At 69.5% G+C, this 16662-nt stretch carries 17 protein-coding genes; 5 read left to right on the top strand and 12 right to left on the bottom strand.

Annotated elements, in window-relative coordinates:
* Positions 1–37 precede the first annotated feature (37 nt).
* From DLJ53_RS28525 to DLJ53_RS28470, 12 genes are all read right to left on the bottom strand, one after another.
* A complete protein-coding gene (locus tag DLJ53_RS28525; RefSeq protein WP_111351623.1) occupies positions 38–844 on the bottom strand; it encodes an enoyl-CoA hydratase-related protein in 807 nt (268 codons plus the stop codon).
* A complete protein-coding gene (locus DLJ53_RS28520) occupies positions 841–2133 on the bottom strand; it encodes a TRAP transporter large permease (protein WP_111351622.1) in 1293 nt (430 codons plus the stop codon). Before DLJ53_RS28520 ends, DLJ53_RS28525 begins: the two co-directional genes overlap by 4 nt.
* Positions 2130–2702: a TRAP transporter small permease subunit gene (locus DLJ53_RS28515; protein ID WP_111351621.1), complete on the bottom strand. Its 573-nt coding sequence runs from the start codon at positions 2700–2702 to the stop codon at positions 2130–2132. The genes DLJ53_RS28520 and DLJ53_RS28515 overlap by 4 nt, the downstream gene beginning before the upstream one ends.
* Positions 2703–2742: 40 nt before the next feature.
* On the bottom strand, positions 2743–3732 hold the full coding sequence (locus DLJ53_RS28510; protein WP_111351620.1) for a TRAP transporter substrate-binding protein: 990 nt from the start codon (positions 3730–3732) through the stop codon (positions 2743–2745).
* A gap of 99 nt (positions 3733–3831) precedes the next feature.
* Entirely contained in the window at positions 3832–4986 is a 1155-nt protein-coding gene (locus DLJ53_RS28505; RefSeq protein ID WP_202913405.1) for an acyl-CoA dehydrogenase family protein, read from the bottom strand.
* A 23-nt stretch (positions 4987–5009) separates the two neighbouring features.
* On the bottom strand, positions 5010–5528 hold the full coding sequence (locus DLJ53_RS28500) for a MaoC family dehydratase (RefSeq protein WP_111351618.1): 519 nt from the start codon (positions 5526–5528) through the stop codon (positions 5010–5012).
* A gap of 131 nt (positions 5529–5659) precedes the next feature.
* Positions 5660–6283 (bottom strand): GAF domain-containing protein, encoded by a 624-nt coding sequence (locus DLJ53_RS28495; protein WP_111351617.1) that lies wholly within the window; start codon positions 6281–6283, stop codon positions 5660–5662.
* 73 nt (positions 6284–6356) lie between these two features.
* Positions 6357–7385, bottom strand: a complete 1029-nt coding sequence (locus DLJ53_RS28490; protein ID WP_111351616.1) for a TRAP transporter substrate-binding protein — start codon at positions 7383–7385, stop codon at positions 6357–6359.
* Between the two features lie 78 nt (positions 7386–7463).
* Entirely contained in the window at positions 7464–8753 is a 1290-nt protein-coding gene (locus DLJ53_RS28485; protein WP_111351615.1) for a TRAP transporter large permease, read from the bottom strand.
* Positions 8750–9313 carry a TRAP transporter small permease subunit gene (locus tag DLJ53_RS28480; RefSeq protein ID WP_111351614.1) on the bottom strand — a complete coding sequence of 188 codons (564 nt, stop codon included), beginning with the start codon at positions 9311–9313 and terminating at the stop codon, positions 8750–8752. Before DLJ53_RS28480 ends, DLJ53_RS28485 begins: the two co-directional genes overlap by 4 nt.
* Positions 9310–10248 carry a hypothetical protein gene (locus DLJ53_RS28475; RefSeq protein ID WP_111351613.1) on the bottom strand — a complete coding sequence of 313 codons (939 nt, stop codon included), beginning with the start codon at positions 10246–10248 and terminating at the stop codon, positions 9310–9312. Before DLJ53_RS28475 ends, DLJ53_RS28480 begins: the two co-directional genes overlap by 4 nt.
* A 19-nt stretch (positions 10249–10267) precedes the next feature.
* On the bottom strand, positions 10268–11146 hold the full coding sequence (locus DLJ53_RS28470; protein WP_111351612.1) for a polysaccharide deacetylase family protein: 879 nt from the start codon (positions 11144–11146) through the stop codon (positions 10268–10270).
* A gap of 233 nt (positions 11147–11379) precedes the next feature.
* Here DLJ53_RS28470 and DLJ53_RS28465 point away from each other — a divergent pair, with 233 nt between their 5' ends.
* The 5 genes from DLJ53_RS28465 to leuC all read left to right on the top strand — a co-directional run bounded on the left by DLJ53_RS28465 (position 11380) and on the right by leuC (position 16661).
* Positions 11380–12120, top strand: coding sequence for a GntR family transcriptional regulator (locus tag DLJ53_RS28465; protein WP_111351611.1), 741 nt, complete (start codon positions 11380–11382; stop codon positions 12118–12120).
* A 122-nt stretch (positions 12121–12242) separates the two neighbouring features.
* Complete coding sequence (locus DLJ53_RS28460) at positions 12243–13250, top strand: Bug family tripartite tricarboxylate transporter substrate binding protein (RefSeq protein WP_111351610.1); 1008 nt, start codon at positions 12243–12245, stop codon at positions 13248–13250.
* A 7-nt stretch (positions 13251–13257) separates the two neighbouring features.
* A complete protein-coding gene (locus DLJ53_RS28455; RefSeq protein ID WP_111351609.1) occupies positions 13258–13737 on the top strand; it encodes a tripartite tricarboxylate transporter TctB family protein in 480 nt (159 codons plus the stop codon).
* A 4-nt stretch (positions 13738–13741) separates the two neighbouring features.
* Positions 13742–15268 carry a tripartite tricarboxylate transporter permease gene (locus DLJ53_RS28450; protein ID WP_111351608.1) on the top strand — a complete coding sequence of 509 codons (1527 nt, stop codon included), beginning with the start codon at positions 13742–13744 and terminating at the stop codon, positions 15266–15268.
* A gap of 1 nt (position 15269) precedes the next feature.
* The gene (leuC, locus tag DLJ53_RS28445) at positions 15270–16661 is read left to right on the top strand and encodes a 3-isopropylmalate dehydratase large subunit (protein ID WP_111351607.1); all 1392 of its coding nucleotides are present in this window, start codon (positions 15270–15272) and stop codon (positions 16659–16661) included.
* Position 16662 lies beyond the last annotated feature (1 nt).

The following is a 16662-nucleotide window of genomic DNA, read 5'->3' as shown; positions in this document are numbered from 1 at the left end:
GCAAGGCGCGCGAGACCCGTCATCTCGCAGGGCGGCGTCAGCGGAAGACAGGCTTCCGCTTCTCCAGGAAGGCGTTATAGCCCTCACGGAAATCCTCGGCCGCGAACGTCGCGTCGAACATCGCGCGCAGCTCGCCGGTTTCCTCGTCCACCCCGTCGCGGATCGCCTGCACGGTGGCCTTGGTGGTGGCGGTCGAGACCGACGACAGGCCGGCAACCTCCGCCGCGTAGGCCTCGGCAGCGGCGAGAAGCGCCTCCTCCGGGACGACGCGGTCGACGAGGCCGATGGCATGGGCCTCCGCCGCCGGGACGAGGCGCCCGGTAAAGAGGATGTCCTTTGCCCGCGCGGGGCCGACGAGGTCCGTGAGCTGCTTCACGTCGGCGAACGCGTACGCCGCGCCAAGCTTCGCGGGCGGGATGGCAAAGCGCGCTCCGGCGGCGGCGAACCGCAGGTCGCAGGCCAGCGCGAGGCCGCAGCCGCCCCCGACGCAGACGCCGAACACCACCGCCACCACGGGCTTCGGCAGCCGCGCCAGATCGTTCTGCGCGGCCCGCACCGCATCGCTGTAGGCCCTCGTCGCCTCGGCCGTGGCGTAGACGTCCGGAAACTCGCCGATATCGGCGCCGGCGCAGAACGCGGCCTCGCCCGCGCCGCGCATGAGGACGGCGCGGACGCCATCGTCGGCGGCGATGGCGGCGACCGCCTCGGGGATCGCCCGCCACATCGCCGCCGTCATGGCGTTGCGCTTGGCCGGGCGGTCGAGGAGCAGCGTCGCGATCCCCTCGCGCACGGTGACGCCGACCGTGCCGTCGGCCCAGGTCCGCCCGCCGGGCGGGATCGTCATCGGATCGCCTCGGGCAGGAAGGTGACGAGCTGCGGGAAGGCAACGAGAAGGCCGACGAGCGCCACCATCAGGATGCAGAACGGCATCGACGCGAGCGCTATCCGCCCCAACGGGAGCCCGGTCAATCCGCGTATGACGAAGAGGTTGAAGCCGATCGGCGGGGTGATCTGCGCCATCTCGATGGTGACGATGAGGAAGATGCCGAACCACAGCGGGTCGTAGCCCGCCTGCATGACCAGCGGCAGCGTCACCGGCAGCGTCATGACGATGGTCGAGAGGCCGTCGAGGAAGCAGCCGAGCATCAGGTAGAAGAGCGTCAGCAGCAGGATGAGCATAACCGGCGAGAGATGCAGCGCCTCGATGGCGGTCGCGACGTCCGTCGGGATCGTCAGCCGCGCCATGGCCTTGGAGAGGAACAGCGCGCCGGCGAGGATGAGGCCGATCATCGAGCATGTCCGCACCGTCCCCATCAGCGCCTTCCTCAGCATCGTGAAGGTGAGCTGTCCCTCGCACGCAGCGAGGATGAGCCCGCCGAGGACGCCGACCGCCGCCGCCTCCGTCACCGACGCGTAGCCGGCGTAGAGCGAGCCGAGCACGAAGAGGATGAGGAGCGCGACGGGCGCGAGGCTGAGGATCGCCCGCCCCTTCTCGGCCCACGTGGTCGACGGGTCGGCCGGCGGCGCGATCTCGGGGGAGATGATCGTCTTCACCCCGATCCAGCTCATGAAGAGCCCCGCCAGGATGAGGCCGGGGATGACGCCGGCGATGAAGAGGTCGAGGATCGAGACCTCGGCGAGCACCCCGTAGACGATGAGCGGGATCGACGGCGGGATGAGGAAGCCGATGGTCCCCGAACCGGCCAGCGATCCGGCGGCGATCGAACGGTCGTACCCGCGCGCCTCGAGCTCCTTCATGGTGATGCGGCCGACGGTCACCGTGGTCGCCGCCGAGGAGCCGGAGACCGCGCCGAAGACGGTGCAGCCGAGGACGTTGACGTGCAGCAGGCGGCCCGGAAGGCGCCGCACGAACGGCGCGATGCCGGCGAAGATGTTCTCCGACAGGCGGGTGTAGAAGAGGATCTCGCCCATCAGGATGAAAAGCGGCAGCGTCACCAGCTCGAGGCTGGTGGACGTCGTCCAGATGTCCGAGGCGAGGAAGCGGTCCACCCGCATGTTCTTGAACACCTCGAGCGACAGCGCGCCGACCGACATCAGCGAGAAGCCGACCCAGACGCCGCCGCCGAGCGTGAGGAGGAGGAGACCCGAGATGAGTGCGAGCGGTGCGGTCATGCCGGGGCTCCTTCGCTCGCGGGCCGCGCGCCGTCGCCGGCGAGGCCCGCACCCTCCTCGGCGGAGGCGACGCCCTGGTGTTCTGTCGGGAGCCTCATCAGGACCCGGATCGCCCGCGCCAGGAGGCCGAGCGACAGGACCACGAAGCCGAAGGCGAGCAGAGCCTGCGGCCAGTAGAGGGGCGTGCGCGTCGGGTAGTACGAGGTGGAGCCGAGGCTGAAGGAGCGCATGGCATTCTCCACCAGCGCCATCGCCGCGAACCCGGCCATGCCGAGCGCGAAGACGGTGGCGAGGAGGTCGGCCCAGCGCTGCGCCCCCTCCGGCAGGCGGTCGGTGAGGATCTGCACCCGCACGTGACCGCCGTCCCGCAGCGTCCACCCCGCGCCCGCGAACAGCGAGGCGCAGAGGAGATAGCTCGAATATTCCACCGCCCAGGGCTGCGACCAGGCGAAGAACGAGGTCGCGATGACCTCGACGATGAGCATCACCGCGAGGCCTCCGGACGCGAGCGCCGCGATCAGCCCTCCGAGAGCGCACAGCGCGTCGAGGATACGAAGTACAATGGCCATCGGAGTCTCCTGAGGACTGGACCGCGACGCGAGGTGCGGCCTACTGCGCCGCGATGCGGGCCTTGAACTCTTCGATGATCGGGCCGGCCTCGGGGACGCGCGTGACGTACTCGTCCGCCATGTCGGCGGTGACCTCGATCATCTTGGCCTTAAGCTCGTCCGACAGCGGCTCGATGACCATGCCCTCGGAGGTGAGCTGCTCCATCCGCTTGCCGTGCTCGGCCTCGGAGATCGCCCAGAACTCGGGCTCCATCTCCTTCGCGATGCGCTCCATCGTCTCCTGCTGTTCGGGGGTGAGCTCGTTCCAGTAGTCGAGGTTCACCACCATCACGTTGGACGCCCACTGGTGGTTGGTGTTGTAGATGTACTTGAGGAATTCCCAGTACTTCTGCGCCGCCGCCGTCGTGCCGGAGGTCATCACCGCGTCGAGCTTGCCGGTGGCGAGCGCGGGGACGATGTCGGCGTTGTTCATCTGCAGCGGCACCATGCCCAGACGCTGCGACATCGTCGCGGTGTTGGCGTTGTAGGTGCGCATGCGGATGCCCGCGAGGTCCTCGAAATTCTTCACCGACTTGTTGATGAAGAAGTTCTGCGAGGGCCACGGCACCATGTAGAGGGCCTTCTGGTTGCGCTGCATGAGCTGCTCTTCCCAGATCGGCCGCACCAGCTCGTGCAGGATGCGGAGCTGGTCGTAGTCCTTCACCATGAAGGGCAGCGCCTCGATGCCGAGGAGCGGCAGCTCGCCCTCGTTCTGGAACATGCCGTACTCGGCCATCGGCACCGCGCCGTCCTCGACGCCGCGCAGCGACTCGTTGGCCTTGATGCCCAGCGACGAGCCCGGATGAATGACGAGCTTCACCTCGCCGTCGGTCGCCTCCTCGACGGCCTTGGCGTAGTTCTCCGCGTCGATGGTGTGGAACTCGGTCGGTCCCCAGGGGATCGACACGTCCCACTGGACCTCGGCCGCCGCGGGGCCTGCGGCGAGGGTGCCGGCGATGAGGCCGGCGAAGGCAAGGATTCTCGTCGTCATGGTGTGCCACCTTCGTTGATTGTTGATGACGAGGCGCCGGGGCACCTCGCGGCAGGCGCGGCCGGGGCGAGGTGTCGTCCCGGCCTGTCGGTGCAAGGCTCAGGCCGGATGGCGTTCCATCAGTTGCTTGGCGATGATGATGCGCTGCATCTCGTTGGTCCCCTCGCCGATGCACATGAGGGGGGCGTCGCGGTAGTAGCGCTCGACATGCAGCTCCTTGGAGTAGCCGTAGCCGCCGTGGATGCGCATCGCCTCCAGGCTGTTGGCGACCGCGGCCTCCGAGGCGAAGTACTTCGCCATCCCCGCCTCCATGTCGCAGCGTTCGCCCCGGTCGTAGGCGCGCGCGGCGTCGTAGGTGAGGAGGCTCGCGGCGCGGCAGCGGGTCGCCATCTCGCCGAGCTTCAGCTGGATCGCCTGGTGCTGGCCGATGGGTTTGCCGAAGGTGGAGCGGATCTGCGCGTACTTCACGCTGTCCTTCAGCGCCGCCGATGCCAGTCCGCAGCCCCGGGCGGCGACGTTGATGCGTCCCAGTTCGAGACCGGAGAGCGCCGCCTGGAGGCCCTTCCCCTCCACGCCGCCGATCAGCTTGTCGGCGCCGACACGGTAGCCGTCGAATGAGAGCTCGGCCGAGTCGATGCCCTTGTAGCCGAGCTTTTCCAGCCGCTTGGAGACCGAGAAGCCCGGCCCCTTCTCGGCGATGAACATCGACATGCCCTTGTGCCGCGGCTCGGCGTCCGGGTTCGTCTTCACGAGGAGCGCGAAGCACTGGCCGTAGATGCCGTTGGTGATCCACGTCTTGGTGCCGTCGATGACGTACCCGTCGCCCTCGCGCCGCGCGCGGGTGCGGATGCCCTGCAGGTCCGTCCCCGCGTCGGGCTCGGTCAGCGCCAGGCCGCCGCGCAGCTCGCCGGTGGCGAAGCGCGGCAGGTAGGCGCGCTTCTGCTCCTCCGTGCCCATCCGCGCCACGCAGGCCGCCATGATGAGATGGGAGTTGAAGATGCCCGAAAGGCTCATCCACGTCTCGGCGATCTTCTCGACGATCCGCGCGTAGGTCTCGGCGGAGAGGCCGAGACCGCCATATTCCTCCGGAATGGTCGCGCCGAAGAGGCCGAGCTCCTTCATCTGCTCGACCATCTCCTCGGGGTATTCGTCAGCATGGTCGAGCGCCAGGACGTTCGGGCGAACGTCGCGCTCGAGCCACTTCTCGACCGCCTCGAGGATCAGTCGGTCGTCGTCGCTCAGGGTGTCACTCACGCTCATGTCCTCCCGGCGGCGGGTCAGTAGCCCGCCTTCTCCTCGTTCTCGAAGCCACGCTTGGCGACGAGGATGGTGCGCTCGAAGGTGCAGACCGTCTTGCCGTCCTGGTTGAAGCCGCGCGTCTCCACGGTGACGAGGCCGGCCTTCGGGCGCGACTTCGACTCGCGCTTGGACTTCACCTCCGACTCCGACGTCAGCGTGTCGCCGGCGAAGACGGGGTGGGTCATCTTGATGTCGGTCCAGCCGAGATTGGCGATCGCCTTCTGGCTGACGTCCGAGACCGACTGCCCCACCAGGATCGCCAGCGTCAGCGGCGAGGCGACGATGATGCGGCCGAACTCGGAGTGCTTGGCGTACTCGGCGTCGAAGTGCATCGGGTGCTGGTTCATCGTCAGCAGCGTGAACCAGGTGTTGTCGGTCTCGCTGATCGTGCGGCCGGGCCGGTGCTCGTAGATGTCGCCCGGCTGGAAATCCTCGTAGTAGCGGCCGAATCGCTCGCGATACCGGTTCTCGCCAACCTTCTCGACATACCCTGTCATCGGGGGTCCTGCCCTTCCCATTGAAGCCAATCCTGGGGACGACAATCCACGGCAGGTGGCCTCCGAGTCAAGAATTTGTCCGGACAACTTTCAACGAGGCACGACACCGGCGCCCGCTCTCCCGGATGCGGTCACGCGCCCTCGTCCGTCAGGGAGCGCACGTCGCTGCGCCAGAGGTCCGGCGCGGGGTAGTCGGCGGCAAGCCAGCGGGGACCGTCGGCGGCGGTCCAGACCAGTGCCGCCGCGGCGGCGAGCAGCGACAGGCGCACGAGGTCGTCCGCGTCGTAGGTGCGGCGGGCCCGCGAGGCGGCGATGATCTGGCCGACGAGAGCACCGCCGGCGTGGATCGGGTGGTAGAGCGCGCTTCCCATCCGCGAGGTCTTCAGGAACTGGCGGAACTGGCCGTGGTCGTCGGTGTTCTCGAGGAGGATCGGCCGGCCGCTCCGCACGACCTCCCCCGGGTGGTTCCAGGCGATCGGAATGGCAAGACGGCGCTGCTCGGCCGGGAAGCCCTGGCTCGCGACCAGCATGTTGTACGTGCCGTCCGGGGTCACCAGGAACACGCCGGAGACGCGGTAGTCCCGCTCCCCCTCCTTCAGCGCCCCCGGCCGCAGCGCCGCGTCCGGATCGCCGAGCGTCTCCAACGCGGCGCCGGTCAGGTGGGCGAACGCCGCCTCGAGGTCGCGCTCCCCCGCCGCGTCCCGGCAGGCCGCGGCGAGCCGGTCGAGGGCGGGCCCCGCCGGAACGCGCGGCATCAGCGCGCCCCCCGGTCGCCGGCGCCCCGCCCGAGGCGAAGCTCGACCCGGAGCATCGACGCCGGGCGCCGCATCATTCGATCGTCAGGCCGACGACCTCGCCGATCGTCTCGTTGAAGATCCCGGCGCACTCGTCGCCGCAGCGGCGCTTGAAGCCCGGCAGGACCGCCTCCACGAGGGCCTTGCGGCGCAACTCGACATCCTCGGGGCTCGGATCGACGCGGACCATTCCCGCCGGCTCGCCCTCGGGGCACGGGCCGGACGTGTTGCAGGCGATGCCGATCTCGTTCTCCTTGGCGTTGAGCGCCCACATCTCGGCCTCGAGATCACCGAGGCCCTCGATGATCGTCTGGCGGACCTCCTCGCTCTGTCCGTCCCACCAGGCCTTGTTGGCCATGGTCGAGCCCGCGCCCCAGTTCACGGGCAGCGTGTAGAGGTAGTCCGCGCCTTCCGACCACTTCGCCATGTAGCCGCCCAGCGTGCCGGTGATGGCGCAGTCGATGACGCCCTGCTGGAGGCCCTGCTGCACCTCGCCGAAGCTCATCGCCACCGCGGTGCCGCCGAAATACTCGATGAAGTCCGCCTGGGAGGCGCCGGAGGAGCGGATCTTGCGGCCCTTGAGGTCGGCCAGCCCCTTCAGCTCGTCGCGGCAGTAGAGGATCTGGGCCTGGTAGGACTGCATCGTCAGGATGACGAGGCCGAGCTTGTCCGCGTAGTACTCGGTGAGCGGGCCGCGGAAGGCGTCGGTGACGGCCTTGAACTCCTCGATGGTGGGCGACAGTCCGGCGAGGTCGGTGGCATCGTTGATCGGCACGTCGCCCGAGGAGTGGCCGAGCTGGCCGGTCGCGATGTTCATGACGCCGGTGCCGAGCAGGCGGAAGATCTCCGGCCCCTTGAGGCCGATCTCGTTGAACGGCTTGAAATTCGCCTTGATCTCGCCGTTCGAGAGCTCGCCGATCTTCTCCTCCCAGAACGGGCGCTCCAGCTCGCGCGACTGGGTGGTGATGCCGAGGTTGCCGACGACGTTGATCTGCGTCTCGGCATGCGCGGCGCCCGTCAGGGCAACGAGAAGTGCGGCGGCGGCCGCGGTGGTCTCACGCATCGTAGTTCTCCTTGTCACGGTCGAACGGACGGCCGACCCGGCTCGTGCCGGTGGGCGGGAAAAGGTGAGCCGCGCCGGTCACATCGCGATCCGCGGCAGCCAGGTCGCGAGACCGGGCACGGCGATCAGGATGAAGACCATCGCGACCATCATGATGAGGAAGGGGAGCGAGCCCAGCATCACCTGGCGGATCGGCCCCGGCGCCCCGCCGCGCACGGACTGCACGACGAAGAGGTTCACCCCGATCGGCGGCGTGATGAGCGCGGCCTCGATGAGGATCATGAAGACGACGCCGAACCACACGAGGTCGTAGCCGAAGGAGGCGACGATGGGGGTCACGATCGGCGTCGTCGCCACCATCAGCGACAGCGTCTCCATGAAGCAGCCGAGCACCAGATAGACGCAGACGATGATGACCATCGCCATGAAGGGCGAGATATCGAGCCCCGTCATCGCCGAGGTGATCGCCGAAGTGAGGCCGATCGAGACCATCACGAAGTTGAGGAAGAAGGCCGCGGTGACGATCAGGACGACCATCGAGGTGGTCCGCATGGTCCCTTCCAGCGCGGCGAGGAAGTCCGGCCAGCTCAGCCGGCGCCGCGACAGGGCGAGGATGAGCGAGGCGACGACGCCGAGCGCGGCGGCCTCGGTGGGCGTCGCCCAGCCGGCATAGATGGACCCGACGACCACCAGGAAGAGGAGCACGGGCGCCGCGAGGGCGCGCAGGCCGCGGAAACGCGCCGACCAGTCGGCATCGGCGTGCTCGCCGTCGAGGTCCGGGCGGACGATGCAGAACACCGCGATGGCGACGGAGAAGAGCACCGCCAGCAGCACCCCGGGGATCAGCGCCGCGAGGTAGAGCTGCGTCACCGACACCTCGGCGAGGACGCCGTAGAGGATCATGTTGACCGACGGCGGGATCAGGATGCCGAGCGTGCCGCCGGCGGCGATGGAGCCGAGGTAGAGCGACGGCCCGTAGTTCATCCGCTTCATGTTCGGGATCGAGATCGTCCCGATGGTCGCCGCAGTCGCCACCGACGAGCCCGAGGTGGCGGCGAACAGCGTGCAGGAGGCGATGTTGGTGTGCATCAGCCCGCCCGGCACCCGGTTCACCCAGGAATCGACGCCCCGGTACATGTCCTCGGCGATTCCCGCGCGCAGCAGGATCTCGCCCATCAGGATGAACATCGGCACGGCGACGAGCACGAACTCCGTCGAGTTCGACCACAGCGTCTCGCCGAGCGCGGGAAGCAGCGGGAAGAAGGCGTAGAGCTCGGAGAGCGCGACGGCGAGGATCCCGAGCGCGGCCGCGACCGGGACCGCGAGGGCGACGAGGACGGCCAGGATGATGGCGGCGACGGCGATCACAGTCCCTCTCCTTCGCGCACGACGCCGGTGCTCTCGTGGACCTGGCGGATGCGGCCGCGGGCGAGCTGGACGAGCGCCTGCACGGTGAGGAGCGTCGCGACGATCGCGAACCAGGTGAGCCCGGCCGCCCAGATCGACTGTGGGATGGCGAGCGGCAGGCGCAGGGTGGAGTTGGGCATCGCGCCCATGGCGGCGCTGCGCATCGCGACGTCCCAGGCGTACCAGGCCATCGTCGCCGCGGTCGCAGCGAGGCAGACGAGCGCGAAGACGTCGAGGATCGCCCGCAGCGCCAGCGGCATCAGCGCGTAGAGGACGTCGATGCGGATGTGGGCGCGCTCGGTCAGCGCGTAGGAGAAGCCGAACGCGACGGCGGCCGCGTAGCCGTAGTTGGTGAGGTCGAAGGAATGGAGGCGGATCCCCTCCGGCATCCCGCCCGGCAGGTTGCGCAGGATCACCTCGGCGGCGACGAGGAGCGCGCAGGCGAGCACGACGGCTCCGCCCAGTCGCGCCGACCAGCGGCTGAGCGTCCCGACGATCCGGTCGAGTCTTGTCGGCGTCATGCGGGTCCCCCCATCCGGCCGAGACGTTGGAAGAGCGGGCGCATGAAGAGCGGTGCCGCGAAGCTGGGGATCTGCGCCGTCACCACGACGAGATAGATGCGCGGCTCCACCACCCCGAAGATCGCCGCCATCATCGGCGCGATGTTGCGCACCGCCGCCGCGAGCGACGCCGCGACCGCGCGGTCCCGCCCGGCGCGCCAGAAGATCGCCAGCGTCGCCGCGCACGAGCCGAAGCTGAGGATCGAGGTGGCGGCGAGGATGGCGAACCACTCGAGCGCGTCGAGGCGCAGCGCGATGCCGATATCGTAGGTGAGGCCGATGCCGATGATGCCGATGAGGATCACCGACGAGGCGTCGATGGCCGGCGCGCTCCGCTCGATCCGCGCCCGGCCGAAGAGGCGCCGGGCGATCAGCGCAAGGCCGAAGGCCGTCGCGACCAGGATGCCGAGCCGCAGCGACAGCGCGGTGACGTCGAGCCCGCGCTCCAGCCCCGGCAGGACCGACGTGACGGACCAGACCGTGAGCGGGGATACGAGCGTCGCCGGGATCGACAGCGCGGTGACGAGGGCGGGGTCGATCCGCACCAGCACGGCGAAGGCGGCGGCCGAGGAGAGCGGTGGCGCGGCGGCGATCAGCGTCAGCCCGGTGGCGAGCCAGGTCGGGAGGCCGAGCGCGATCGCGATCGCGAGGGTGATCGCCGGCATCAGCACCAAGAGCACCACGGAGGCGAGCGCGATGTGACCCGGACGGCGGAACGCGAGGCGGAGCGCGTGCGGGTCGACCCGCATCATCGAGATGACGATGAGCAGCGTCGCCAGCGGCACCACCATCGGGCTCAGCAGCGAGGCGAGGCTCGGCAGGGCGAGGCCGAGGACGACGGCGCCGACCATCACGAGGGGCGCGTGCAATGCGATGGAACGCAGCGCGCCGTCCATCACAGTTCCACGCACCGCGTCAGCCACGCCAGGGCACGCATTCAGCGAAGCGTTCCGAGATCGCCCGGCGGGTGGTGATCCAGACGCCGTCGGCGGCGGTGACGTGGCGCAGGAACTCCTCGAGCGCCCAGATCCGGCCCGGGCGGCCGATGATGCGCAGGTGTAGCCCCACCGACATCATCTTCGGCCCCTGCTCGGCGCTCTCGGCGAGCATCCAGTCGAAGCTGCGGCGGGCATAGTCCAGCCAGTCCTGTGGGGCGTATGACGGCGCGGTCCAGAACTTCATGTCGTTGGTGTCGATGGCGTAGGGCACGCACACCAGGGGCTTCACCGACCCGTCCGGCATCTCGACCGGCTCCCAGCGCGGCACGTCGTCGGAGAGGTCGTCCATGTGGTAGGTGTAGCCCTCCTCCACGAGGAGGCGGCGGGTGATGGGCGTGTGCAGGTAGCGCGACAGCCAGCCCACCGGCCGCTCGCCGCAGGTCTCGGCGATCGACGACGCGGCCCTGGCGACGAACTCGCGTTCCTTGTCTTCCTTAAAGCTGAACTGATGGATCCAGCGGTAGCCGTGGGAGCATGGCTCGTGGCCGCCGTCGCGGATGAACGCGGCGATTTCGGGTGCGCGCTCCAGCGAGAGGGCCGCGGCGGTGACCGTGGTCGTCACGCCGTATTTCTCGAGCAAGCGAAAGATGCGCGGGCCGCCGGCGCGGATGCCGTACTGGTAGTTCGATTCGTTGACGTAGTTGCGGATCGGGATGCCGAGAGCAACGCCGAGTTCATCGACGGGCTCCGGCTTCTTGTCACCATCGGCGATGGTCATTTCCGAGCCTTCCTCGACGTTGACCACCACGGAAAGCGCGAGAGTCTTTCCATCTGGCCAGGTGAGATCGCTCGTCATGGGTCCTCCGGTGCGCCGCGGCGGCGTCGACAAAATGTACGGACAAATCCAGCATTCTCAGTCGCTTGAAGCCGTGTCAAGCCTGACTTGCCTCAAATTCAAGCATGCTTCTGGAAACGGCAATATGATCAAGCGGATAATCGCCCGCTAAAATTATCGGACAATCTTAGCCGCTACTTTCGTCCCCTAAAAGAGTGTGTTAATCGTCCGATGAAACCGGAGTACCTGCCCGCGTGACCGACTCGGCGGACCACGAAACGAAGCGCGGAACGACCGTCGAGGCGGCGGTCGACGTCCTGCGCCGTGCCATCACCGGGGCCCGCTTCGCGCCCGGCCAGCGGCTCGTGTCGCGGGAGCTGGAGGAGGAGCTCGGCATCGGGCGCGGTTCGCTGCGCGAGGCCTTCCGCCGCCTCGCCGCCGACGGGCTCATCGAGCTGACGCCCAATCGCGGCGCATCCGTCCGCCGCTTCACCCGCGCGGAGATCATCGACGTGTTCCCGATCCGCGAGCGCATCGAGGGGCTAGCCGCCCACCTCGCCGCCGCGCGCATCCACCTCGACGACAACCGGGCCACCTTCGAGGCGGTCTGGGCCGCCGTCGGGGGAGAGCGGACCGGGGCCAGCGCGCTCACCTTCATGGAGGACAACCGCGCCCTTCACCGCACGATCGTGCGCCTCAGCGGCAACCCTCACCTCGGCGAGCTGATCGAGCGCCTCGCGCTGCCGGTGATGATGGTGCAGCTGCGCCACCTCATGACGCACAACGACATCGACGCCTCAGGCCGCGAGCACGCGACCATCGCCGCGGCGATCCTGGCGGGCGACGCGATGGCCGCGGAGGGCGCCATGCGCCGCCACCTGCGCCAGTCGCTCTGCCGGCTGATGGAGCTGCCGGACACCGACTTCATGCCGCTTCGCCTCGGCGCCGAGCCGGCCGAGCGCGACACGCCGCCCCTTCCCCCACGCCGCAACTGACGGACACGAGGAGACGACCTTCCCCGGGGACCGACCCCGAGGGCCCGAGTGCAGGAACCCCGTGCTCGAACGCTGTGGCGAGGAACAAGCGCCACTCAAAACAACCAGGACCGGAGGAAACCATGATCCGACACATGACCCGCAGAGCCGCGCTCGGCGCACTGGCAGCGGCGGCCGTCGCGACCGGATGGGCGGGCCTTCCCGCCCCCGCGCGGGCCGCCGACTACCCGGCCGACCGCCTGACCATCATCGTCCCGTTCAACCCCGGCGGCTCGGCCGACCGGATGGCCCGCGCCATCGCCCAGTTCCTGCCCGAGGAGCTCGGCGTGCCGGTCACCGTCGTCAACCGCCCCGGCGGCTCCGGCGCCCTCGGCCACACCTACTTCCTGCAGCAGCCCGACGACGGCTCCACCGCGCTCGTCAGCCCGGTCAACCCGTACCTGATCTCCAACATCCTGCGCGACCAGGGCATGCTGGACTGGGACGCCTTCAAGTTCGTCAACGGCCAGTGGCAGGACTACTACGTCCTCCTGGTGCCCAAGGACGAGCCGTACCAGTCGTTCAAGGAGCTGGTCGACTTCATCAAGGAGAACCCGGGCGAAGCGTCGAGCGCGATCATCGCCGGCGACGGCGGGCACCTCTCCACGCTCATCATGCTGGAGCAGCTCGGCCTGCCCTCCGACGCCATCAACTTCATCACCTACGACGGCGGCGGCCCGATGCGCACCGCGCTCGCGGGCGACCAGGTGACGATGTCGGTCATCTCCGGCCTCGGCAGCGACGTCATCAAGGACGACGTGCGCGCCCTCGCCGTCTTCCGCACCGAGCCGCACGCGCTGTGGGACGCACCGCTGATCAACGACGCGCTGGCGGACTACGGTGTCGAGATCCCGGTGCTGGCGGCGGACCTGCGCACCTTCACCGTACAGACCTCGTTCGCCGAGGAGCACCCCGAGACCTACCAGATGCTGGTCGACGCCTACCACCGGATGCTGGACCGCGACGACTTCAAGGCGTTCATCGGCGAGAGCCAGATCGCCGGCGACTGGATGGGCCCCGAAGCCACCAAGGCCTCGCTGGACGAGAGCTACGCCACCTTCGAGAAGTACATCGACCGCCTCGAAGAGTGACCGGGCGATGTCCATCGGCACGCTCCGCTTCACCGGACCATGGGGGCACTGCCTCCTGGTCCTCGGCTTCGCGGCCTTCGTCGGCTGGTACACGGCCGACGCCTACGCCGCATCGTCCAAGATCAAGAACCTCTTGCTGATCGGTCCGGTCGGCCTGGTCGCGGCGGTGCTGTGCGCCGTCACCCTCGCGACGCAGGTGCCGCGCCTGCGGATCGCGCGCTCGGCCGAGCCCGCCCCGCGCGAAGGCACGTTCCGCGAGCGCTGGGGCGTCGCCGCCGCCTGCGCCGGCCTCGCCGCCTACGTCATGCTGATGCCGTGGATCGGCTTCGACGTCGCGACGGCGCTGTTCGTGGCCGCCGGGATGACGCTCCAGGGCGAGCGGCGGCCGTGGGTGTCGCTCCCGTTCGGCGCCCTCGTCGGCGCCCTCACCACGTACGCGATGGAGACCGTGCTGTCCGTCCCCGTCCCCTCCCTCGTCGTGGGCTAGGCGGATGATCGACCTCGGCGCATTCGGCGAAGCGCTCTCCCTCCTCGCCTCCTCGCCCACGGCGTGGGTGGTGGTGCCGATCGGCCTCCTGATCGGCCTCGTGTTCGGCGTCCTGCCAGGCCTCTCGGTGCCGATCGCGATGGCGGTCTTCCTGCCGTTCACGCTGAACATGGACTTCGTCTCGGCGATCCTGTTCCTCACCGCGATCTTCACCGGCGGCGGCTTCGGCGGCTCGGTCCCGGCGATCCTCATGAACGTCCCCGGCACCACGGCCGCCGTCGCCACCTGCTTCGACGGCTACCCGATGGCCCGGCAGGGCCGGCACAACGAGGCGCTCGGCATCGCCCTCGCGGCGAGCACCGTCGGCACGGCCGTCGGCTACATCCTGCTCCTCCTCCTGATCCAGCCCGTCTCCCGGCTCGTCCTGCAGCTCGGCGCGCCGGAGCTCTTCATGATCGCGCTCTGGGGCCTTCTCCTCATCGCGGCCCTCTCCGAGGGGTACTTCTGGCGCGGCGTGCTGGCCGGCGCGGTCGGCCTCCTCATCGGCACCATGGGGATGAGCTCGGCCGGCATCATGCGCGGCACGGCGGGCTCCATGTACCTCCTCGACGGGATCGACTCGACCGCCGCCCTCATCGGCCTCTTCGCCGCGTCCGAGCTGTTCGCACTGGTGCGGGCCGAGTACATCGTCGCCGACGCCTCCGCCCGAACGGTGGAGCTGCGGCGGATCGCGTCGGGCTTCCTCCACGCCTTCAGCCGCATCTTCATCATCCTGCGCGGCTCGCTGCTGGGCTCGGTGATCGGCACGGTGCCGGGGGTCGGCTCGTCGGTCGCCAACCTCGTCTCATACACGGCGGAGAAGAGCCTCTCGCGCCATCCGGAGGAGTTCGGCAAGGGGTGCCCGGACGGTGTGATCGCCGCCGAATCGGCCAACTCCAGCTCCGAGGGCGGATCGATGGTCGCCCTCCTCGCGCTCGGCATCCCGGGCGGCGCGGGCACAGCGATCATGCTGGGCGCCTTCGCGATGCACAACGTCACCGGCGGCCCGCGCTTCATCTCCGACAACAAGGACATCGTGTACGCCATCATCGCCGGCAACCTCGTCCAGGCGCTACTCCTTGCGGGCGTCGGTCTCCTCTTCCTGCGGGTCGCCGTCCTCGTCGTGAAGGTGCCGCTGAGGATCCTGGTGCCGACCATCACCGCCCTCACCGTCCTCGGCACCTACGCGCTGTCGGGCACGATGGCGGGGCCGGTGACGCTCGCCGCCGCCGCCATCCTCGGCGTGGTGATGAAGCGCTACCACTACCCCGTCGTCGCGATGGTCATCGGCATCCTCCTGGGGCGCATGATGGAGGGCAACCTCCTGCGCACCTGGCAGCTCGGCCGCGGCGACCTGACCATCATCTTCGAGCGCCCCATCGCGCTGGGGCTCCTCATCGCGATGGTCCTGACCGTCGCCTGGCCGGTCCTCAAGGCCGACCGCATCCGCAACCTGGTGCGCGGCCGCGTACGCGCGACGCCGGAAGCCTGACATGACCGAACCCAAAAGCCTGTTCGAAAAGATCTGGGACGCGCACACCGTCCTCACCCGCGCCGACGGCGCCTCGCTCCTGTTCGTCGACCGCCACATCGTCCACGACGGCACGCGCCAGGCGTTCGACATGATCGAGGCGGAGGGCCTTTCGGTTCGCCGCCCCGACCTCACCCTCAGCCTCGCCGACCACTACGTCGCGACCGGAGCCTCCAACGCCCGCCGCACGCCGACCTACGACGACATGGTGAACGCGCTCGGCGAGAATGCCGCCCGCTGGGGGATCCGCCACCACGGCGCCGGCGACCCGCAGCAGGGGATCGTCCACGTCGCCGCGCCGCAGCTCGGCTTCACCCTTCCGGGCGTGCTGCTGGTCTGCGGCGACAGCCACACCGCGACCCACGGCGCCCTCGGCTGCCTCGCCTTCGGGGTGGGCGCCAGCGAGATCGCCCACGTCCTTGCGACGCAGACGATCTGGCAGAACAAGCCGAGGTCGATGCGCGTCACCATCGACGGCACGCTCGGCCGGGGCGTCAGCGCCAAGGACGTGATCCTCGCCCTCATCGGCACGATCGGCGCGGGCGGCGGCACGGGCCACGTGATCGAGTACGCCGGTTCGGCCGTCCGGGAGCTTTCGGTGGAGGGGCGACTGACCGTCTGCAACATGTCGATCGAGGCCGGCGCGCGCGCCGGCATGGTGGCGCCGGACGAGAAGACCTTCGCCTACCTCAAGGGCCGCCCCCTCGCCCCGGCCGGCGAGACCTTCGAGCGCGCGGTCGCCCACTGGCGCACCCTCGCCAGCGACGCCGGCGCCCGCTTCGACCGCGAGGTGCGCCTCGACGCCGACACCATCGCGCCGATGGTCACCTGGGGCACCTCCCCGCAGGACGCCGCGCCGATCACCGCCCGCGTCCCCAATCCCAGCGACTTCGAGGATCCGGCGCGGCGCAAGTCCGTCGAGGCGGCGCTCGCCTACATGGGCCTCACCCCCGACACGCCCCTCGCCGACATCGCCGTCGACCGCGTCTTCATCGGCTCCTGCACCAACGGCCGCCTCGAGGACCTCCGCTCCGCCGCCGACGTCGCGCGCGGCCGCAAGGCGCGGGTGCCGGCGCTGGTCGTCCCGGGATCGGGAGAGGTGAAGCGGCTCGCCGAGGCGGAAGGCCTCGACCGCATCTTCATCGAGGCGGGCTTCGAGTGGGGCGACCCGGGCTGCTCCATGTGCGTCGCCATGAACGGCGACCTGGTGCCGGAGGGCGAGCGCTGCGCGTCGTCCTCCAACCGCAATTTCGCCGGGCGGCAGGGCAAGGGGAGCCGTACCCACCTCGTCAGCCCCGCGATGGCGGCGGCCGCCGCCGTCACCGGCCATCTCACCGATTCGCGCGAGCTCTGAC

The sequence above is a fragment of the Acuticoccus sediminis genome (genome assembly GCF_003258595.1).
Classification (GTDB): Bacteria; Pseudomonadota; Alphaproteobacteria; order Rhizobiales; family Amorphaceae; genus Acuticoccus; species Acuticoccus sediminis.
This window is presented reverse-complemented; position numbering and strand designations above follow the sequence as displayed.